This is a genomic window from Vreelandella titanicae (genome assembly GCF_014697095.1).
Taxonomy (GTDB): Bacteria; Pseudomonadota; Gammaproteobacteria; order Pseudomonadales; family Halomonadaceae; genus Vreelandella; species Vreelandella titanicae.
Genome location: NZ_CP059082.1, coordinates 136,935 through 156,097, shown reverse-complemented (window position 1 = coordinate 156,097; position 19,163 = coordinate 136,935). Strand labels below are relative to the sequence as shown.

General features: G+C 58.2%; 19 protein-coding genes. 11 read left to right on the top strand and 8 right to left on the bottom strand.

Annotated elements, in window-relative coordinates:
- Nucleotides 1-95 precede the first annotated feature (95 nt).
- The 9 genes from HZS52_RS00710 (at nt 96) to HZS52_RS00670 (ending at nt 8,575) form a co-directional block, all read left to right on the top strand.
- On the top strand, nt 96-863 hold the full coding sequence (locus HZS52_RS00710) for a helix-turn-helix transcriptional regulator (protein WP_039858645.1): 768 nt from the start codon (nt 96-98) through the stop codon (nt 861-863).
- 184 nt (nt 864-1,047) lie between these two features.
- Nucleotides 1,048-1,404 carry a RidA family protein gene (locus tag HZS52_RS00705; protein WP_008959745.1) on the top strand — a complete coding sequence of 119 codons (357 nt, stop codon included), beginning with the start codon at nt 1,048-1,050 and terminating at the stop codon, nt 1,402-1,404.
- 1 nt (nt 1,405) lies between these two features.
- A complete protein-coding gene (lhpI, locus tag HZS52_RS00700) occupies nt 1,406-2,341 on the top strand; it encodes a bifunctional Delta(1)-pyrroline-2-carboxylate/Delta(1)-piperideine-2-carboxylate reductase (protein WP_190373996.1) in 936 nt (311 codons plus the stop codon).
- A gap of 138 nt (nt 2,342-2,479) precedes the next feature.
- Entirely contained in the window at nt 2,480-3,553 is a 1,074-nt protein-coding gene (gene dctP, locus HZS52_RS00695; protein ID WP_190373995.1) for a TRAP transporter substrate-binding protein DctP, read from the top strand.
- Nucleotides 3,554-3,652: 99 nt separating this feature from the next.
- A complete protein-coding gene (locus HZS52_RS00690; protein ID WP_190373994.1) occupies nt 3,653-4,198 on the top strand; it encodes a TRAP transporter small permease in 546 nt (181 codons plus the stop codon).
- Nucleotides 4,195-5,469: a TRAP transporter large permease gene (locus HZS52_RS00685; protein ID WP_041157569.1), complete on the top strand. Its 1,275-nt coding sequence runs from the start codon at nt 4,195-4,197 to the stop codon at nt 5,467-5,469. Before HZS52_RS00690 ends, HZS52_RS00685 begins: the two co-directional genes overlap by 4 nt.
- A gap of 21 nt (nt 5,470-5,490) precedes the next feature.
- Complete coding sequence (locus HZS52_RS00680) at nt 5,491-6,522, top strand: histone deacetylase family protein (RefSeq protein WP_190373993.1); 1,032 nt, start codon at nt 5,491-5,493, stop codon at nt 6,520-6,522.
- A complete protein-coding gene (locus HZS52_RS00675) occupies nt 6,519-7,625 on the top strand; it encodes a class II histone deacetylase (protein ID WP_190373992.1) in 1,107 nt (368 codons plus the stop codon). Before HZS52_RS00680 ends, HZS52_RS00675 begins: the two co-directional genes overlap by 4 nt.
- Complete coding sequence (locus HZS52_RS00670) at nt 7,622-8,575, top strand: branched-chain amino acid transaminase (RefSeq protein ID WP_190373991.1); 954 nt, start codon at nt 7,622-7,624, stop codon at nt 8,573-8,575. Before HZS52_RS00675 ends, HZS52_RS00670 begins: the two co-directional genes overlap by 4 nt.
- 181 nt (nt 8,576-8,756) lie before the next feature.
- Here HZS52_RS00670 and HZS52_RS00665 read toward each other — a convergent pair whose 3' ends face one another.
- The 6 genes from HZS52_RS00665 to HZS52_RS00640 form a co-directional block, all read right to left on the bottom strand.
- Nucleotides 8,757-9,866 (bottom strand): pyridoxal phosphate-dependent aminotransferase, encoded by a 1,110-nt coding sequence (locus HZS52_RS00665; protein WP_190373990.1) that lies wholly within the window; start codon nt 9,864-9,866, stop codon nt 8,757-8,759.
- Between the two features lie 22 nt (nt 9,867-9,888).
- A complete protein-coding gene (locus tag HZS52_RS00660; RefSeq protein WP_027957409.1) occupies nt 9,889-11,271 on the bottom strand; it encodes an FAD-binding oxidoreductase in 1,383 nt (460 codons plus the stop codon).
- A gap of 35 nt (nt 11,272-11,306) precedes the next feature.
- Complete coding sequence (locus HZS52_RS00655; protein ID WP_190373989.1) at nt 11,307-12,947, bottom strand: ABC transporter ATP-binding protein; 1,641 nt, start codon at nt 12,945-12,947, stop codon at nt 11,307-11,309.
- Nucleotides 12,948-12,956: 9 nt separating this feature from the next.
- Nucleotides 12,957-13,790, bottom strand: coding sequence for an ABC transporter permease (locus HZS52_RS00650; protein WP_027957407.1), 834 nt, complete (start codon nt 13,788-13,790; stop codon nt 12,957-12,959).
- Nucleotides 13,787-14,767 (bottom strand): ABC transporter permease, encoded by a 981-nt coding sequence (locus HZS52_RS00645; RefSeq protein ID WP_138801577.1) that lies wholly within the window; start codon nt 14,765-14,767, stop codon nt 13,787-13,789. The genes HZS52_RS00650 and HZS52_RS00645 overlap by 4 nt, the downstream gene beginning before the upstream one ends.
- Nucleotides 14,768-14,844: 77 nt before the next feature.
- The gene (locus HZS52_RS00640; RefSeq protein WP_190373988.1) at nt 14,845-16,401 is read right to left on the bottom strand and encodes an ABC transporter substrate-binding protein; all 1,557 of its coding nucleotides are present in this window, start codon (nt 16,399-16,401) and stop codon (nt 14,845-14,847) included.
- Between the two features lie 210 nt (nt 16,402-16,611).
- Between HZS52_RS00640 and HZS52_RS00635 the strand changes: the two genes are divergently transcribed.
- Together HZS52_RS00635 and HZS52_RS00630 are read left to right on the top strand one after the other, a co-directional pair.
- The gene (locus tag HZS52_RS00635; protein WP_041157577.1) at nt 16,612-17,337 is read left to right on the top strand and encodes a GntR family transcriptional regulator; all 726 of its coding nucleotides are present in this window, start codon (nt 16,612-16,614) and stop codon (nt 17,335-17,337) included.
- Entirely contained in the window at nt 17,315-18,343 is a 1,029-nt protein-coding gene (locus HZS52_RS00630) for a histone deacetylase family protein (protein WP_053856899.1), read from the top strand. Before HZS52_RS00635 ends, HZS52_RS00630 begins: the two co-directional genes overlap by 23 nt.
- 3 nt (nt 18,344-18,346) lie before the next feature.
- On the opposite strand, the gene HZS52_RS00625 is transcribed toward HZS52_RS00630, so the two are convergent.
- Complete coding sequence (locus HZS52_RS00625; RefSeq protein ID WP_022520049.1) at nt 18,347-18,652, bottom strand: helix-turn-helix domain-containing protein; 306 nt, start codon at nt 18,650-18,652, stop codon at nt 18,347-18,349.
- A complete protein-coding gene (locus tag HZS52_RS00620; RefSeq protein WP_190373987.1) occupies nt 18,645-19,019 on the bottom strand; it encodes a type II toxin-antitoxin system RelE/ParE family toxin in 375 nt (124 codons plus the stop codon). Before HZS52_RS00620 ends, HZS52_RS00625 begins: the two co-directional genes overlap by 8 nt.
- Nucleotides 19,020-19,163 lie beyond the last annotated feature (144 nt).

Here is a 19,163-nt window from a genome sequence, read left to right as displayed (position 1 = left end):
GAGCGTTAGCCCACAGTTGGCTTCACTCTCGCTTTTTGTTACTTAGCCGTTTTATAGTGCTGGAATAGCATTCGATGTACAGACGGTACCCCACCATGGCCCATTTTGAGCTGCATAGCCGCAATTTAGCCCAAGAGCAGGTGGCCCATACCCACGACTTTCATCAACTTATTCTAGCTACCTGTGGTGTTACAGAGCTTTCGATGGAAGGTCTGGGGGAGCGGGTTACCGCCCGCCGTGGGTGTCTGATTCCCTCGTCGCGCCACCACGAGTACCAAGGCGATGGCAGTAACCGTACCTTAGTTCTGGATATACCCGTTGCCCAATTGGCTTCGCTTGAAAAAGGCAGCGAGATTGAGCGCCTGTTCGATAAACCGCGTTTTTTCAGCGTCCCCCCCGCGTTAAACCAGCTTACCCACGCCCTGGCGAATCAGCTTGAACAGTGCCCCGCGCTACAGAACGAAATTGCGATTCTGCTGTTACGCGCGCTGACCATGTATCTGCATGACACCTCTTCCACAGCGGTTGGGCAGTTGGGCCAACACTGTATTAGCGAACGCCTGGATCTTGCGCGTTTGGATGCCTGGTTGGATCAGCACCTGGCCGATGAGATCCGCGTGGAGCAGTTAGCTGCTTTGTGTGCCTTGAGCCCAGGCCACTTTCACTCCTGCTTTCGCGAGCTGACTGGCGTAACGCCGCTGGCCTATGTACAGCGCAGGCGCTTAGAGCATGCCCGCACCTTGGTTCGCCATAGCACACTCAGCCTGGGGCATATCGCCATGCTGGTTGGCTTTCGCGACCAAGGCAGTTTTTCCCGCGCCTATCGGCGTTATTTCGAGCTTTCCCCTTCTTCCGATCGTTAGGCCCTCATCTGACCGCTAGCCCCTCGCCGAACCGTTAGTGATAAAATTTTCTTGCCTGCATGACTTGCGGGCAAATCTATCTCAGCTTCGGGCAAGTAATTTGCCTGCTAGCGCTTTAGTCTTTGACTAATCCCTTATATCAAGACCCTTTTTATCAGCAGCACCGCTTTCAAGGAGCAACACCATGGGCGTTACCTATCAAGACAGCAATGCACGTATGAGCCAAGTGGCGATTCACAACGGCACCGTTTACCTGGCAGGCCAGGTTCCTCCTGATGCCACGGCGGATATGCGCGGCCAAACCGAGCAGGTGCTTGCGCGTATCGATCAACTGCTAGCCCAAGCGGGCACCTCGAAAGAGCATTTGATTTCGGCGCAAATATGGGTCACCAGCATGGCGGAGTTCGACCAAATGAACGCTGCTTGGGACGCCTGGGTCGTGCCCGGTCGCCCACCTGTGCGTGCAGCGCTTGAAGCCCAGCTCGCCAAGCCCGAGTGGAAAGTGGAGATCATGGTGGTAGCCGCGCTGCCGGAGGCCTGATATGCGGGTTGTTTCTGCCGAAGAGGTCACTCGCCACCTAACGTGGGATGGCTTGATCAAGCGGCTACACACGACGTTCGTGAATGGCGTGGAGTCTCCTCCCCGCCATCACCATGCGATGCACCGGCCAGATGGCGAAGCCACCATGCTGCTAATGCCCGCCTGGGAAGCGGCGGGTTACATCGGCGTGAAAATGGTCAACGTGTTTCCGCAAAACGCCGACCACGGTATCCCGGCGATCTCTGGGCTCTACTTGCTCAGCGAGGGCAAGCACGGCCAGCCGCTGGCCTGTATCGATGGCAGCGAGCTAACCCGGCGTCGCACGGCGGCGGCCTCCGCGCTGGCCGCTCAAGCCTTGGCCAATGAAAACGCAGAAACGCTGCTGGTGGTGGGTACGGGGAAGTTGGCGCCTATGGTGATCGAGGCCCACGCCAGCGTACGCCCCATCAAACGTGTGCTGATCTGGGGCCGCAATCCCAGTAAAGCGGCGGCGATTGCCGACGAGTACGCCGAACGCTTCGAAACCCATGTGGTGGAGGAATTAGCGGATGCTGTCGCTGAGGCGGACATCATTAGCTGCGTAACGCTCTCCAATCAGCCGCTGATTAAAGGTGAGTGGCTAACGCCCGGCACTCACCTGGATCTGATCGGCGCGTTTCGACCACAGATGCGCGAAACCGATGCACTGTGTCTGCGTCGCTCAGAGGTATTTGTGGATACCTACGCCGGTGCCAAAGGCGAGGCGGGCGACATCCTGCAAGCCATTGAAGAGGGCGAATTCCAGTTCGACCAGATTCAGGCGGAGCTTGCTGAGGTGCTAGCAGGGACTAGATCGGGGCGCTCCGCACCGGATGCCATCACGCTATTCAAATCGGTAGGGGCTTCGCTGGAAGACCTGGCCGCTGCCATTGAAGTGTGGGAGTCGCTTCCCGAATAACCATAGCTTTTTCAGGAGACATAGTTTTTTCAACAGATATGGTTTTTACAACAAAAATAGTAATCACCACATCGTCACCGATCAGGTGGCAACGCCAGTCATAACGAAGACCGACTAATAAACAAAATGAGGTGTGTTATGAACGCAAAAAAATCAGTATTTTTCGCCGCCCTGGCGGCGCTCCCGTTGGCTATTGCCAGCGCCAATGCCCAAGCGCAATCCTATGAAATGGTGATCGCCACGCAGTTGCCAGAGGATATGAGCAATAACGAAATCTATCCGGCGCTGGTGCATTTCAAGAACCTGGTGGAGGCGCGAACCGACGGGGATCTTGAGGTCACGATCTTCGGCGGCGGCCAGCTAGGCTCCGAGGTGGAAAACGGCTCGGAAGTGCAGGGGGGACGAACGCTACAGTCGACGATTATGTCTGCCGGGGCGATGTCATCCTTCTACGAAGACTACCAAGTAGTCACGGCGCCTTTCCTGTTTACCAACTGGCGTCAGGCGTGGAGTTTCTTTGATAGTGAATGGTTCGCCGACTTTATGTCCGGCACCGTCGAAGCCGCTGATATGCGTTATTTGGGCACCTTCGACGATGGCGGTGGCTTCGTCGCCTTCACTAACAACGTGCGCTTGATTGAGACCGTCGAAGATTTAGAAGGCCTCAATATTCGTACTGAAGAGAACCCCGCCCACGTGGCGATCATGCGCTCGCTAGGCGCTTCGGCCACCCCGTTGCCCTGGGGCGAGCTAATCACCGCGCTGGAAACCGGACTTGCCGATGGCCAGTTCAATGCGCCGGTGCTCAACACCACCTTCAACTTCGATGCGGTGACTGACTACACCACGCTCACCGGGCATGTGTATAACAGCGCCCCCTGGGTGGTTAGTGAGTCCTGGTACCAATCGCTGCCCGAAGAGCATCAGCAAGCGGTGATCAGCTCCGCCCGGGAAGCGATTCAACTGAGCCACGGCATGTCGGGTGCCTTGGCTACCGCAAGCTGGGTGGAGTCCTGTGGGCGCTTTGAAGAGTGCTACCTGATGCCCGACGCTGAGCGTGAGCGGATGGCAGAGATTGCGCGCCCCGCTTGGCAGGAGTGGATCGTCGATGACTTCGGCATGGACGAAGCCCGCGTACAGGGGCTGCTTGACGAAGTTGAACGCGTCGGCCAGCAGTTGGCAGAAGACGACTACCGCATTTATGGCCAATAAAACCTAGGCCAATAAAGCTGGGTCAAAAAAACAAGGCCAATAACGGTTAGCGAACGATATACGCTGGGGCAATGTGAGGCCCCAGCGTGAGGAAAAACCATGGGCGTTTTAACTCCTTTGCGCCGCTTGAGCGATCTCGTCAATCAGGTGGCCATCGTGGTGTGTGTGGGCTGTATCCTGGCGATGCTGGGCATCTCGTTCACGGCGTTTATCTACAAGCTGATGACCGGTAGTGCGCTGAGCTGGACCTACTCGCTGGCGCGGCTGTTTCTGCCCTGGATCGGCTTTCTTTCCATGACGATTTCGTTGCGCTACGGCGAACACGTCGCCATGACCCTGCTGGTTCGCAGCTTGCCCCGCGTGATGGTGCAGGTAGCGGCCGGGCTCTGTTTGGCGGTGATTGGCCTATTTGCACTGATGCTGACCTGGTACGGCTGGGACTATTTCATCAGCGCCACCCAGGTCTACATGGTCTCCGATCAGATCCGCATTCCTAGTAAAGTCACCGCCATTGTGGTGCCTCTCAGTGGCGTCCTCATGCTGCTGCATCTGGTGCATGGCTTTGCCCTGCTGGAGCACCTCATTGATGAGCAGGACGTGATTAGCGAACTCATCGACACCACTGACGGGGAGCACCGCTCATGACCCCTGCAATTATTGCGTTTGTCGTGCTGCTGTTTATCGGTGCACCGGTAGCGGTGGTGATGGCCATGTCGGGACTGGCGGGTGGTTTTGCCATCGGCGGCGAGCGCATGCTCGGCATCATTGCCGACCGCATGTTCTCCGGCGTCTCCGGCTTTCTGCTGATCGCCGTGCCCTACTTTATTTTTACCGCTGAGCTGATGAACCAGGGCGGGCTGACCCACAAGCTGATCGCCTTCAATAATGCGCTGTTCGGCCGGGTGCGCGGGTCACTCTCCCATGTGAATATCTCGGTCTCGGTGTTCTTTGCGGGACTCACCGGCGCGGCGGTCACCGATACCGTCGCCATCGGCAAGATCATGATTCCCGAGATGAAAAATCAGGGCTACGATGCCGAATACGCCGCTGCGGTTACCGCCTGTTCCTCCATCATCGGGCCGATTATTCCGCCAAGCGTGGTGATGGTGGTGTACGCCACGCTGCTGCGGGATATTTCGGTGATTGACCTGTTTGCCGGTGGGATTATTCCTGGCCTGTTGATGGCGCTGGCACTGCTGGGCGTCAGCTTCTTCCTGGCCTGGAAGCGCAATTACCCGAAACAGGCACCTACACCCTTTAAGGCGGCCATCATTGCACTGTTAGTCGCGCTGCCTGCGATGGTGGTACCGCTGATTATTCTTGGCGGAATTCTCTCCGGGCTCACCACGATTACCGAAGCCTCGGGTTTTGCGGCGGTTTACGCCATCGTGATTGGGGTGGTCTTCTACCGTAATCTTACCTGGCGCAAAATTTGGGATGCGCTGGTGACCACGGTGCGCTTCTCCGGCGTGGTTTTTTTCCTGTTAGCAACCTCGGCGGTATTGGGCTGGTTCGTCACCCGCTCGGGCATCGCCAGGGATGCGGCCAGCATGATCACCACTTTCAGCGATGCGGCCTTTGTGCAACTGATGCTGGTGTGTCTGCTACTCTTGGTGATTGGCACGGTGATGGATGTGCTGCCCGCACTGGTGGTGATTGCCCCGGTGTTGGTGCCAGCGATGATCCAGCTGGGCTTTGACCCGCTCCACTTCGCGATCCTGATGATCGTGGTGCTCAATATCTCCAACGTGACACCGCCAGTGGGGATGACGCTGATGACCGCCGCGCGAATAGCCGAGGTGCCTTATGAACGGGCAATCGTGGCATCGCTGCCGTTTTACGTGTCGTTCCTGGTGGTGATTGTGTTGCTGGCGGCGTTTCCGGCGCTCTCTACCTGGATTCCGTCACTGCTGTAATTTAGCTAAGGACTGCGACCCATGAAGTGTCTTTATCACCCTGATCAGGCGCTGCATGCGCCGCCGACTTTCCTGCTGCGCGGCCAGCCTGCGCCTTCGCCGGAAGGCCCGGTGCGCGCTGAGCTGCTTACCCAAGGGCTGGCAACGGCAGGGCTGACCCTGTCCGCACCAACCGAGGCGGATTCGCCTAAGCTGCGCAAGCGCCTGGAACAGATCCATACGCCGCGCTATCTAACGTTTCTGGACACTATTTACGCCCGCTGGCAGGCGCTGCCCAATGCGGCAGAGGTAGTTGCGCCTAATATTCACCCCTGTGGTGGCGGCTACCACTACCCTCGCCACCCGATTGGCCAGGCGGGCTGGCACCTTCACGATATGGCCTGCCCGCTAAGTGCGACCAGCTTTCAAGGCGCGCTGGCTTCGGCTGCCAGTGCCGAAGCGGCGGCTGAAGAGGTGCTTAATGGTGCGCCAGCCGCCTACGCGCTGTGCCGTCCGCCGGGTCACCATGCTGGGCCTGAACGCGCCGGGGGCTTTTGCCTGCTGAATAACTCGGCGCTGGCCGCCACGGTGTTGCGCGAACGCTTCGCCAAAGTAGCCATCATCGATGTGGATCTCCACCACGGCAACGGCACCCAAGATATTTTCTATCACCGCAGTGATGTCTGGACGGGCTCGCTGCACGCCGACCCCAGTGATTTCTACCCGTTTTTTTGGGGCGGTGCTGATGAAGAGGGCTTTGATGAGGGCGTAGGTGCTAACGTTAATCTGCCCTTACCGGTAGGCAGCGACGGGGAGGTTTATCTCGATGCCCTGGCGATTCTGATTGATCACCTACAGCGCTACGAGCCCGATGCCGTGGTGGTAGCGCTAGGCTTGGATGCCCACAAAGATGACCCGCTAGCGGGGCTTACGGTAGAGACCGAAGCATTTATCGAAGTGGGCAAACGCTTGGCAGCACTTTCGCTACCCATGGTGATTATTCAGGAGGGTGGTTATCCCACTGAGCATCTAAGCGCCAACCTGACCGCCTTTATGCAGGGTTTTAAGGCATGAGCAGAACCGGTTTTTATTGGCACGAACGCTGCTTTTGGCACGATCTGGGCGCGATTGGGGTATTTTCCGCACCCGGTAAGTTTTTACAGCCCCAGGCCGCCTCGGAAAGCCCGGAGAGCAAACGGCGGCTGAAGAATATCCTCGAAGTCAGCGGGCTGATTGACGAGCTTCAGGTGGTTAAACCGCCCGCCGCCTCGCTGGAAGACTTACTGCGCTTTCATACTCCGCGCTATTTAGATGAACTGCAGGCGGGGGATAAAGCCCGGGGCGGCAATGGTGGCGACTGCGCGCCTTACATGCCCGGTAGTTGGGCGGCGGCCACGCAGTCCGCAGGGCTGGCCATTGCCGCCGTTGAAGCCGTAGCGCTGGGCGAGGTGAGCAACGCCTACGCCCTATGCCGCCCGCCGGGGCACCATGCCGAAGCCGATCTAGGCCGTGGGTTCTGCCTGCTGGGCAATATCCCCGTGGCGGTGATGCGCGCCCGCGCCTTGGGGCAGGTTAACCGTGTGGCGATACTCGATTGGGATGTTCATCACGGCAACGGTCAGCAGGCGGCATTTTATGGCGAGCCCGATGTGTTGACCGTTTCACTTCATCAGGCGGCGAACTACCCGCTGGAAACCGGCAGTTTTGACGAGCAGGGCGAAGGCGCTGGCCTGGGTGCCAACCTCAATCTGCCGCTGCCACCGGGCTGCGGGCTAGGCGCCTATGCCTACGCCATGGAAAAACTGGTGCTGCCTGCGCTGGAAGCCTTTAACCCCGAGCTCATCCTGGTGGCCTGCGGTTACGACGCCTGCGCTAAGGATCCCTTAGGAAAAATGCTGCTCAATAGCCAAGCGTTCGCCACCATGACCGCTCAGCTTAAAGCGCTGGCCGAGCGCTGCTGCGATGGCAAGCTGGTGTTTATTCACGAAGGTGGTTATTCAGAAGGCTATGTACCGCTCTGCGGCCACGCGGTGATCCAGACCCTGGCGGGCAGCGCCACTGCCGTGCCCGATCCGCAAAACGATGAAATTGCTGCCTGGGGCTATCAGACCCTGCAACCGCACCAGCAGACGTTGATCGATGACTGGTGCCAACAGTGGGAGCAAACAACCCGATGACACCGCTTTATGATCGTGATGGCTGGATTTGGCAGGACGGCGAGTGGCGTGAGTGGCGCGACGCCAAGGTGCATGTTTTCACCCATACGCTGCACTACGGCATGGGCTGTTTTGAGGGCGTACGCGCTTACGCTGGCCCCAGCGGCACGCATCTATTTCGTGCTGCTGAACATACCCGCCGCTTGGCAGAAAGCGCCCATTCGCTGGATATGCCGCTGCCGTTTAGCGAAGCTGAGTTGATCGACGCCCAGCGCCAGTGCCTGGCTAAAAACAACCTGAGCAGCGCCTACCTAAAGCCCACGGTGTTTTTCGGCGCGGAAGGTATGGGGCTGCGTGCTAAAGGATTAACCACCCATGTCATGGTGGCCGCTTGGGATTTGGGCCCCTATATTTCGCCACAGGCCGCGACCCACGGCTTGCGCGCGCTGACGTCATCTTGGGCGCGCCACCACGTCAATATCAGCCTCTGCCGGGCAAAGACTAACGGCCACTACGTCAACTCGATACTGGCACTGAACACGGCGATCAAGGCCGGGTTCGATGAAACCATCATGCTCGACCCGGAGGGCTATGTGGCTGAAGCCTCAGCGGCGAACGTCTTCTTGCTCCGCGATGGCGTGCTGCACACCCCGGAAGTGACCTCCTGCCTGCAAGGCATCACCCGGGATAGCGTGATTCAGCTGGCGCAGAAGGTGCTGGGTCTTGAAGTGCGTGAACGGCGGATTACCCGTGATGAGCTCTACACCGCCGATGAGGCGTTCTTAACCGGCACCGCCGCTGAAATACTGCCGCTTCGCGAGCTGGATGGTCGGAGCATTGGTGGACGGGCTGGTGCACCGCCTGTTAACGAACCCATCAGCCAAGACAGCGTCACTGCTCGACTGCAGGGCTTATATCGCCAGGCGGTGCGCGGTGAGTTGGACGATTTCCGACATTGGTTAACGCCTTAGGGTTATAGGGGGTGGAAGTAAGAACTATGCAACCCCTGTCACGCGCTGCGAGGGCAGGTTGAAGCGAGGGTCTTTTTCCAGGGATGGAAAAAGTAGCGCCCAGGGATGGGTTCACAGCGCCCTCGCGGAAACCTGCCCTCGATGCACCTTGCCATCCGCTTGCTCAATTTTACCAACTGTATCAGACGTGTTCTGTAATAGCCTGTTCGAGAGCTGCCAATCTCCCCGGCTCCAGAGCTGCCTGCACCGCCGTAATTCGAATCACATTGGCCAGCTCAGGATGCGTCAAACGAGCGACCAAAACGCCTTCGGCGAGTAGTTGCTGATGTACCTCAGCGGCGAGGTCGGCGCTGGGCAGGCGAATGCCGATAAAGTTGGTGGCGCTGGGGAGTACGTCGGCACCAAGTGCGCGAAAGTGCTCAGCCAACTGCTCACGCCGGGCTTTTACATCAGCGACGTGTTGGTGAACTTCGTCAGGGTGATCAAGCACCACTTCCGCAGCGGCCAGGGTCAATGACGATACTGCGTAGTGAATACGCACCTTCATCATCATCGCCAGCACGTCAGGGTCGGCGATGGCGTAGCCAATGCGCAGGCCCGCCAAGCCGTGAGCCTTGGAAAGCGTGCGTAGGCGAATCACTCCCGGTATTGCTTTGGCAGCGAACTCGCTGCCCGCGTCATCACGAAAATCCCCATAGGCTTCATCCAGCAGCAGCCAGCAGGTGTCGGGCAGCTCCTCGCGCAGTTTGAGAATGGCGCTGTCGCTGTGTAAGTGGCCGCTGGGGTTATCCGGGTTGGCCAGATACACCAGTCGTGCGTTTTCCTGATGGGCAGCGGCGGCCAGAGCTTCCAGGTCGGGGGCCAGCACGCCGGGCGCTTCATAATAGCTGGGCTCTACCAGGTTACAGCCCTGGCCTTTGGCAAAATAACCCAAGGTGGGGTAAGTGCCTGCGGTGCTCACCACGGTTTCACCCGGTTCGCAGGTGGTGCGCAGGGCCAGGGCAATCAAACTATCGGCACCGGCATCTACCAGCAGGGTTTCAAGCGCCATACCCTGTTGTTTGCTAATACGTTTGCGAACACCCAGCGCCTCGGCGTCGCCGTAGCAGTAAACGTGTTCGGCCAGGGCATCGCCAAAGTGATCGCGCAGGGCGCGGTGAGGCATATCCAGGCCTTCGTTAGAGCCCAGCCGATGGGGGATTACCTTGCCAAGTCGGCGTTCTAGCACCTTAATGCCCGGAAATGGATTAGCAGGGCCTTCACTCAGTAAGTGGTTGGGGTAGCGGGGCATGTTGATATCCTAAAAACAATTATTAACTCAATATTTTACCGCGATTGAGAAGGCGATGTGGGTCTAGCGCCTGCTTGAGCGTATGCATCAATTCAATCTCGGCGCTGGAGCGGCAAGTGGCGAGCCAGGGGCGTTTCTCCAGGCCAATGCCGTGTTCTGCGGAGACTGAACCGCCCAGTGTGGCCAGCGGCTGGTAAACCATGGCTTCAACCTCTCGCCGAACTTCGATCTCAGCGCTCCCCACGCTAACGGAAATATGAAGGTTGCCATCGCCCAGATGGCCAAAGACCACCAAACGCGCCTCCGGCCAGCGCTGGGTTAGCTGTGTTTCCAAGGCATTGGTGTAGCGCTGCATATCGGCAATCGGCAGGCTGACATCGAAGGTAAGCACCGGCGCCAAGCCTTTGACCAGCCCCTCAATATCCTCACGAATCGCCCATAGCCCATCGCGCTGGGTAGTCGACTGTGCAATCACCGCATCGACAATCAGCTCGCTCTCTAACGCGCTTTCTAATGCTTCGCTGAACTGAGTGGCATTGCGCTCGGCGTCGCTGCCCAGTGAATCAATGATCACATAAAACGGGTGCTCGGTGGCAATCGGCGGGGTGTGGCGGCCCAGGGTTTCAGTGAGCAGCCGGTAGTGGTTTTGCCACATCACCTCAAAAGCACCCAGGCTGCCGCCAAGCGCTTTGCCCATATGGCTGAGCAGACCAGTGAGCGACTCAAACGAAGGGCAGGCAACCATCGCCGTTTGCTCGCTGGGGGTGGGTGGCTGTAGCCGCAGCACAGCCCGAGTCACAATGCCCAGAGTGCCTTCGCTGCCGATAAACAGCTGCTTTAAATCGAAACCGGCGTTATTTTTCAGCATGCGGTTCATGGAACTGACCACCCGGCCATCCGCCATCACTGCTTCCAGGCCGAGCACCTGCTGGCGCATCATGCCGTAGCGAATGACCCGGACACCCCCGGCGTTGGTGGCGATATTGCCGCCAATGGTGCAACTGCCCCGGGCGCCAAGATCCAGCGGGAACTGCAGGCCGACCTCTTTCGCGGCTTCTTGAACCCGCTGCAGCGGTGCCCCCGCCTGCACGGTGAGGGTGCCGCCCACTTGATCAATCTCTTCAATCGCGCTCATACGTTCCAGAGAAATCACCAGCTCATCCGGGCTAGCCTCTGCACCGTGCACCAACCCGGTTAATCCGCCGTGGGTGACCACCGGCTGCTGCAACTCATAGCAGGCGCGCATCACTGTGGAAAGCTGCTCGGTATCCGCCGGGCGAACAATCGCCCCAGCCTGGCAGGGCGCACCGGTCATCCAATCCACGCGGCGGCTGTGCACATCGTCGCCGGTCAATACATGGCCAGGGCCAACAATGGCGCGCAGCGCCTCCAGGGTTATTTGCATGTGTTTTCCTTAGCTTGTCTTTCCTATCCGATAAATTACGCTGTCGCTGCCACGGGCGCTTCGCGGCCGGGAATTGCCTTGAGCAGCGCCTGGGTATACGCCTCTTTTGGGGCGAGGAAGATCTGCTCGGCGCTGCCTTGCTCGACGATGCGGCCGTGCTGCATCACCACTATACGGTCGCAGATATGCGCGGCGACGCGCAGGTCGTGGGTAATAAACAGCAGCGAAAGCGACAGCCGCTGCTTCAACTCTTCCAGCAGTTCCAGTACCTGGGCTTGAATCGAAACATCCAACGCCGAGACGGCTTCGTCCGCCACGATCAGCTCGGGGTTGAGCGCCAGCGCTCGGGCAATGCCGATACGCTGACGCTGGCCGCCGGAAAACTCGTGGGGGAAACGTTCCACGGCGCTGGCGCCTAAGCCCACCATGTCGAGCAGCTCGCCCGCCTGCTTGAGCGCCGCGGCTTTGGGCGTGCCGTTGGCAATCGGCCCCTGGGCTATCGCCATGCCCACTTTGGTGCGTGGGTTGAGCGAGGCGTAAGGGTCTTGGAAGATCATCTGCACCCGGTGGCGTTCACGGCGTAGCGCATCGCCTTTGAGTTGGGAAAGATTCACGCCATCCAGCAGCAGCTCGCCGCTGTCGGGGTGCTCCAAACGTACCACGCAGCGCCCAAGGGTGGACTTGCCCGAACCGGATTCGCCTACAATCCCCACCGTTTCTCCCCGTGCTAGAGTGAGCGAGACATCCTCAAGGGCACGCACTTCGCGGGAAGGTTTAAGGAATCCGCCCCGGGAGCGAAAGATCTTATTGAGCTGCTTGATCTCCAGCAGCGGAGCGACTTGGCTGGTTTCACGGTGGGGCGGCACCGCATTGCTGGGAATCGCTGCAATCAGCGCTTGAGTGTAGGCGTCTTGAGGATTTTCAAGCACCGACTTGGCGTCACCCAGCTCGACGATCTTGCCGTGGCGCATGACGCAGACGCGGTTGGCGATTTCGGCCACCACGCCAAAGTCGTGGGTGATAAACATCACCGACATGCCGCGCCGCTGCTGAAGGTTGCGAATAAGCTCAAGGATCTGCGCTTGGGTCGTCACATCCAGCGCCGTGGTGGGCTCGTCGGCAATCAGCAGAATGGGTTCCAGCGCCAGCGCCATAGCGATCATGACCCGCTGGCGCTGGCCGCCGGAAAGCTCAAACGGATAGGCGCGAATGGCCTTCTCCGGCTGGGGAATACCCACTTCGATCAACAGCTCCAGCGCGCGGGCCTGGCGCTCTTTGGGGTTGAACTGGCCGTGGGCTTCGAACACTTCGGCAATTTGCGCGCCTACCCGCATCAGTGGGTTAAGGGCGGTCATCGGCTCCTGGAAGATCATGCCAATTTTTAGCCCGCGCAGGGCGCGGTGCTGCTTTTCCGTCAGGGCAAGTAAATCCTGCCCTTCAAAGAGTATCTCGCCCTGAGTGGCGTTCACGCCCTTGGGCAGCAGCCCCATCACGGCGTTGGCGGCCATCGATTTACCGGAGCCGGACTCACCCACCACGCACATGATTTCGCCGCGCTTCACCTCGTAGCTAACGTCTTCCACCGCCAGGGCGCGATCCGCCCCTTTTGGGAGCGCAATGTTGAGGTCGCGAATGCTGAGGACGGTGTCAGCCGATTGATTCTCTGTAATAGGCATATAAAGTCCTTAGCGCTCGCGTGATAGTTTGGGGTTCAGTGCGTCGTCTAAACCTTCACCCACCAGGTTTAACGCCAGTACCGTCAGCAAAATCGCCACGCCAGGGAAGAAACTCAGCCACCACGCCTGGCGAATCACCGTGCGCGCAGCGCCTATCATATAGCCCCAGGACATCACGTTCGGGTCGCCCAGGCCGAGAAAAGACAGCGCCGACTCCAGCAAAATCGCGGTGGCCACCATTAGCGAGGCCAGCACGATAATCGGCGACAGCGTATTGGGCAGAATCTGACGCAGAATGATCGTGCTATTGGACTGGCCGACCAAGCGCGCGGCTTCGACATACTCGCGGTTACGCAGCGACATAAACTCGGCGCGCACCAAACGGGCCACCGGCGGCCAGCTGACAATCGCAATCGCCAGCACGATCGAGGTGATGCTGGGCTGCATGATGGCTACCAGCACAATCGCCAGGGCGAAGTTGGGGATGGTCTGGAAGAACTCGGTAAAGCGCATCAATATGTCGTCAATGAGGCCGCCGTAGTAGCCTGCAATGGCCCCCAAGGGAACGCCAATCAGCAGCGCCACGCTGGTGGATACCAGCCCGATCAACAGCGATACCCAGGCGCCGTGCATCAAGCCTGAGGCCACGTTGCGGCCCATGGTGTCGGTGCCCAGGGGAAAGCCATCCTGGGAGAGCGGCGGCAGAAAGGGGCGCTGCACCATGCGCCAGGGCGATTCAGGAAACAGCAGCGGTGCCAGTATCGCCATAGCGATAATCAGCAGCAGGATGATCAGCCCGACGAGGGCGCCACGGTTTTGCGCAAAGCGTGCAAAAAAGCTCATGCGGCCCCCTTCTTGATGCGCGGATCAGCCAGGCTGTAGACCAAATCGGTGATGATATTGAAGACGATAACCAAGGCCGCCGAGAAGAAGAAAATGCCCAGCAGCAGGTTGTAGTCGCGCTGTTGCAACGCTTCGAACATCAGCCGCCCGATGCCGGGCCAGGCAAACACGGTTTCGGTCAGGATGGCGCCTCCGACCATCTGCCCCGCCTGCAGGCCGGCTAACGTGATGATCGGCAGCAGGGCGTTACGCAACACATGGCGGCGCTGAATAATGCTGGGCTTCAAACCTTTGGCGCGGGCGGTTTTGACGTAATCCTGCTGCGCGGCATCCAACATCGAAGTGCGCGTCATGCGGGTGTAAATCGCCATAAAAAATAGCGCTAAGGTGGTCGCCGGGAGCACTAAGTGCTTGGCAACATCGAGCACCAGCGCAAACCCCGTATGGCCTGCCCCCACGGTGTAGAGGCCGTAGGCGGGCAGCCAGCCCAGGTAGACGGAAAACACCACCACCGACATCAGTGCGACCCAGAACAGCGGCGTGGCGTAGAACACCAGCGCTAGCGCCATGATCAGTGATCCAGAGGGTTTCTTGACCCGTGCCGCGGCCATGGAGCCCGCCACGATGCCCAGCACCAACGAGAGCACGAAGGCAGTGCCAGTCAGCAATAGGGTGGCAGGTAAGCGATCCATAATCAGATCAAAGACAGGGACGCCCAACCGGTAGGAGTAACCGAAGTCGAGCATGGCGATACCTGATACATAGCGCCACAGCTGCACATACATCGGCTGGTCGAGCCCAAAGCGCTCGCGCAACTGGTTGAGAAACTCCTGGTCGGCAGCACCTGCTTCACCGGCCAGAATGGCGGCCGGGTCACCTGGGGCCAGTTGAATCAGCAGGAAGTTAAAAATAACGATTAAAAACAGCACAATCACGGCTTTAAATAGCCGCATCAGAATGAGGCGCGCGTAAACCATAAGTCGTTTTCCTGACTAATACCTTCAAGACATAGCTAAAAAACCCAGGTAGCTCGCGCTACCTGGGTGGCTTGGGTTTAGCGATCTAGCCAAGCATCTTTAAAGCCGTCGTTAACACCCACGCCGGAAGTAACCAGGTTCTGCACATCGCAGCGATACAGGGTCGGGAAGCCCAGTTCCATCAGCCAGCCAACGGGCACGTCTTCATGGAGGATTTCCTGTACTTCGCGGTAAAGTTTTTCGCGCTCTTCGTCGGGGAAAGCCGTGGAGGCCTCGTTAAACAGCTCGTCGACGCGCTCGTTTTCGTAGCCTTCCACGTTATTCCAGGGCGAGCCCTTGGCAATGTTGTCGGAAAGGTAGGTGCGTGAAATACCCAGTGCCGGGTCGCCATACTGGTAGAGATAGGTAAAGGCGAGGTCGTAATCCCAATCGCCCAGGCGCTGGTTCCAGCCGCCTACGTCGGTGGCTTGGGTTTCAACGTTAATACCCACTTCACGCAGGTTCTGCTGTACGGCTTCGGCCCAGCGCGTCCAGGTTTCGCCATAGGGCAGCGGCAGAATGGTGATCTCTTCGCCGTCGTAGCCCATTTCATCCAGCAACTCACGGGCGCGTTCGGGGTTGTGATCGTAGGGTTCCAGGTCGTCGTTCTGGAAGCGCGCATTGGAGCCAAAGGCGGAGAGCGGAACATTGCCCAGGCCGTTCCACAACACATCTTTGGCGAACTCGCGATCCATGGCGTACATCACCGCCTGACGGAAACGTTTATCCGCAGTGGGGCCTTCGCGGTTGTTCATCCACAGCATGGCAAAGGGGCTGAAGTATTCGTGGCCCTCTTCGGTCATGCAGACGTTATCCATCTCGGCCAGGCGGGGAATATCGAAGTTCTCGACGGTACCGCTGGGCAGCACGTCGATGGTTTCATTTTCAAAGGCCACAGCACGGGAAGCGCCATCGGGAATGATGTGCCAGTTAACGCCATCTAGGTAGGGTAGGCCCTCTTCATAATAGTCGTCGTTTTTAACCAGTTCGATCACCGTGCCGCGTTCCCAGTTGGAGAACTTAAACGGGCCGGTACCGATGGGGTGGTCGTTGTGCTCGTTATCGCGGAAGTCGGTGCCCGCGTAGAGGTGCTCGGGCACCATGGTGAAAGTGCCCGCCTCGAAGGAGAGCAGGAAAGGGCCGAAGGGTTGGGTCAGGGTAAATACGACGGTGTGGTCGTCGGTGGCTTCGATGCTCTCCACGTGCTGTAGCACGGCGCGGGCGCTGGGGTTCAACTCACGGTGGAAGACATCGGCGGAGAACACGACGTCATCGGCGGTAAAGGCTTCACCGTCGTGCCAGGTAACGCCTTCACGCAGATGGAAGGTGTAGGTGCGACCATCCTCGCTGACCTCCCAGGACTCCGCCAACTGCGGCATGGGTTCAAGGTCGGTGGAGTAGCGCAGCAGGCCTTCGTAGATATTGCCCGAGACGGTACGTGTGGGCGCGTTCTGAACCATGCCCAGCACCAGGCCAGGCGGTTCGGGCTGAATAATGGTGTTAACGACGCCCCCTTCTTTAGGGTCGTCTGCCATAGCGGCGGAGGTAAAAGCGAATGCTGCAGCGGAAATAGCCAAAGCTAAAGGTTTTTTCATGTTTCCTGCTCCTCGGTTATTAGCACGTAATGAGGTTACGTAGTCGTTAGGCGAGCGAGGCGTGTCAGACCCTGTTGTGATGTTTGTTAGGGATCTGTTTTGACCATAGCAGCACTTGGTAAAACTGTCGACAGTCGGCAATCGTTCGTCGACAAGTGGCTTTTTTTCGTCATACTGGGAAGAACACGTCATATCCCATGAGTGAATGCGATGGCCTCACCAACGGCGGCTCCCAGGGCCTTTATCCAGCAGCAGAACCTGGTCGAACAGGTGGCTGACTATTTAACCCAAGCGATTATTCAGCAACACTTTTTACCCGGCGAACGGCTTTCTGAAGTGCAGCTTTCCCGCGACTTGGGTGTTAGCCGCGCACCGGTTCGCGAGGCCGCTCGTTTGCTGGAAAGCCGTGGTTTATTGATCTCGAAACCGCGCCGAGGCTTCTTCGTTCGCGCGTTGAATGCCGTTGAACTCGAAGATGTGTTTGATTTGCGGCTCTGCCTTGAGCGCCATGGGATCGAACGCCTGGCAGAACGCTATACCGCCGATGCCCAGCGCGCTCTCAAGCAGCAAGTAGAGGTGCTATGTGAAGCGGCAGCCGGTAACGATGGCACCCGCCGCATCGAGGAGGATTTGCAGTTTCATCGACTGATGCTGCATTACGCAGGTAACGAGCGTCTACTGCGCGCCTTTGACGACCTGTCCCATGAGCTGCGCCTCTGCATCACCCTAATTACCAAAACCCATGAAGCCCCCGACACCATTGCCACCAGCCACTTTAAGTTGCTCGACGCGCTGGATAGTGGCAGCCCTGCTGCCTGCCGTGAGGCGATTGACTACCATATCGGCGTTGCCCGCGATTTCGTAGTCAAGGGTGTGGGCGAAACCGGAGATAGTTCTGATGAAGATAGTGCCGATGAAGACGTTCTTCCACGCTGACCAACTGCTTCATCAGCCGCAAACCTACTTCTCCCGGGGCAAAATGCGCACACCCCAGGAAGTGCCCGAGCGTGCCACGCACCTGCTGGCAGCCGCCAAGCAGCTAGGGTTTGATATTCAAGCACCCGCGGATCATGGCGTGGCGCCGTTAAGGGCGGTGCATTCGCTGGCCTATTTGCGCTTTCTCGAAAGTGCCCATCGGCGCTGGCATGCCCTCGGCGAGGATTGGGGTGAAGAAGTTATTTCCAATATTTTTGTGCGTTCGCCCAATGCTCTGCGCGGCATCTTGGCGGAAGCCGGGCGTTACTTGGCTGACGGTAGCGCTCCCGTGGGCCAGCACACTTGGCAGTCGGCTTATTGGTCGGCGCAGAGTGCGGTCGCCGGGGCTGAGGCTTTATTAGCCGGGGAGCGATTTGCCTATGCGTTATCGCGCCCGCCAGGCCACCACGCGGGCATCGATTCCGCCGGTGGCTTCTGTTTTCTCAATAATGCCGCCATTGCCGCGCAGCATCTCACCTCGCGCTACCCCCGCATCGTCGTGTTAGACCCGGATATGCACCATGGGCAGGGCATTCAGGAAATTTTCTACCAGCGCGACGATGTGCTGTATATCTCGATCCACGGCGATACCACCAACTTCTACCCCGCGGTCACCGGCTTCGAAGACGAGCGCGGGCAGGGCGCAGGACTGGGTTATAACCTCAACCTGCCGATGCCTCATGGGTCAGAGGAGTCGGTGTTCTTTGACCGCCTGGAAGAAGCCTGCCAGACCATCCGCCTGTTCGAGCCTGATGCCATCGTGCTGGCGCTGGGGTTTGATATCTACGAGCGCGACCCCCAGGCCAAGGTGGCTGTCTCCACGCCAGGGTTTGGTGAGCTGGGCCGCCGGGTTGCGGACCTGAACGTACCCACGCTGGTGGTCCAGGAAGGCGGCTACTACCTGGAAGGACTGGAAGCCAACGCGGTGAGTTTCTTCGAGGGGTTGCTTGGCAACAAAACGCCCTGACGATTAAGCCAGTATTTCCAAGCCCTTTTCGGCCACCAGGTTCAGCAGCTTAAGCGAAGGGCCATTAGGTTTCTTCTGGCCTTGCTCCCACTTTTGAACCGTGGACACACTAGTATTCAGGTAGGCCGCGAACACGCCTTGGCTGGCGTGATTCTTGGTGCGAATCCGCTTGATTTGTATTGCTGTGTACTCTTTTACCGGCGGCAGACAGAGTGCATCGAACTCGCGCAGCGTGGTTTCTTTCATCACACCAGCCGCGTGAAGGTCTTGAGCTGTTTCATGCACCATATCTAAAATGGATTTATCCATCGTTTTCTACCTCAATTAACACGCCATGCTTAATGGCATTGGCTAATGCTTTGTCACTGTAACCTATTAGTTCTTTTGCCAAATGTTTCAACGCTTTTAGTTCATCAGCGCTGATGTTAGCGCGAGCATTTTTGGCAAAACCATAAACAAAGAATGCCTTATTACCGACCTTGTAAGCCAACAGGGTTCTAACCCCGCCACTCTTACCACGACCACTGATCGCCACGCGTTTTTTCAACACATGACCACCTAGATCGGCGTCAATAAGGCCGCGTTCAATTTCATCAATGGCGGCCAGCAAGGCAGCATCATTTAGACCTTCCTTTGCAGCCCATTTATTGAACACTTTGTTTTTAAATACTCGCATCTGATACCTGTACTGTTATCCTCAATATATAGCACTAAGTGTTATAGTGAGCCAGCTTTTTTTAGCCGCGTAGCCGCTTTGGTCTGTGTCTGGCACTATAGCCACTTTCAGCGATCAGCAAAACGATCCGGATAGTCATTGAGA

Bases quoted from the DNA above. Each gene is read 5' to 3' on its own strand.
- HZS52_RS00710 (WP_039858645.1), top strand. From the start codon at position 96: ATGGCCCATTTTGAGCTGCATAGCCGCAATTTAGCCCAAGAGCAGGTG.
- HZS52_RS00705 (WP_008959745.1), top strand. From the start codon at position 1,048: ATGGGCGTTACCTATCAAGACAGCAATGCACGTATGAGCCAAGTGGCG.
- lhpI (WP_190373996.1), top strand. From the start codon at position 1,406: ATGCGGGTTGTTTCTGCCGAAGAGGTCACTCGCCACCTAACGTGGGAT.
- dctP (WP_190373995.1), top strand. From the start codon at position 2,480: ATGAACGCAAAAAAATCAGTATTTTTCGCCGCCCTGGCGGCGCTCCCG.
- HZS52_RS00690 (WP_190373994.1), top strand. From the start codon at position 3,653: ATGGGCGTTTTAACTCCTTTGCGCCGCTTGAGCGATCTCGTCAATCAG.
- HZS52_RS00685 (WP_041157569.1), top strand. From the start codon at position 4,195: ATGACCCCTGCAATTATTGCGTTTGTCGTGCTGCTGTTTATCGGTGCA.
- HZS52_RS00680 (WP_190373993.1), top strand. From the start codon at position 5,491: ATGAAGTGTCTTTATCACCCTGATCAGGCGCTGCATGCGCCGCCGACT.
- HZS52_RS00675 (WP_190373992.1), top strand. From the start codon at position 6,519: ATGAGCAGAACCGGTTTTTATTGGCACGAACGCTGCTTTTGGCACGAT.
- HZS52_RS00670 (WP_190373991.1), top strand. From the start codon at position 7,622: ATGACACCGCTTTATGATCGTGATGGCTGGATTTGGCAGGACGGCGAG.
- HZS52_RS00665 (WP_190373990.1), bottom strand. From the start codon at position 9,866: ATGCCCCGCTACCCCAACCACTTACTGAGTGAAGGCCCTGCTAATCCA.
- HZS52_RS00660 (WP_027957409.1), bottom strand. From the start codon at position 11,271: ATGCAAATAACCCTGGAGGCGCTGCGCGCCATTGTTGGCCCTGGCCAT.
- HZS52_RS00655 (WP_190373989.1), bottom strand. From the start codon at position 12,947: ATGCCTATTACAGAGAATCAATCGGCTGACACCGTCCTCAGCATTCGC.
- HZS52_RS00650 (WP_027957407.1), bottom strand. From the start codon at position 13,790: ATGAGCTTTTTTGCACGCTTTGCGCAAAACCGTGGCGCCCTCGTCGGG.
- HZS52_RS00645 (WP_138801577.1), bottom strand. From the start codon at position 14,767: ATGGTTTACGCGCGCCTCATTCTGATGCGGCTATTTAAAGCCGTGATT.
- HZS52_RS00640 (WP_190373988.1), bottom strand. From the start codon at position 16,401: ATGAAAAAACCTTTAGCTTTGGCTATTTCCGCTGCAGCATTCGCTTTT.
- HZS52_RS00635 (WP_041157577.1), top strand. From the start codon at position 16,612: ATGGCCTCACCAACGGCGGCTCCCAGGGCCTTTATCCAGCAGCAGAAC.
- HZS52_RS00630 (WP_053856899.1), top strand. From the start codon at position 17,315: ATGAAGACGTTCTTCCACGCTGACCAACTGCTTCATCAGCCGCAAACC.
- HZS52_RS00625 (WP_022520049.1), bottom strand. From the start codon at position 18,652: ATGGATAAATCCATTTTAGATATGGTGCATGAAACAGCTCAAGACCTT.
- HZS52_RS00620 (WP_190373987.1), bottom strand. From the start codon at position 19,019: ATGCGAGTATTTAAAAACAAAGTGTTCAATAAATGGGCTGCAAAGGAA.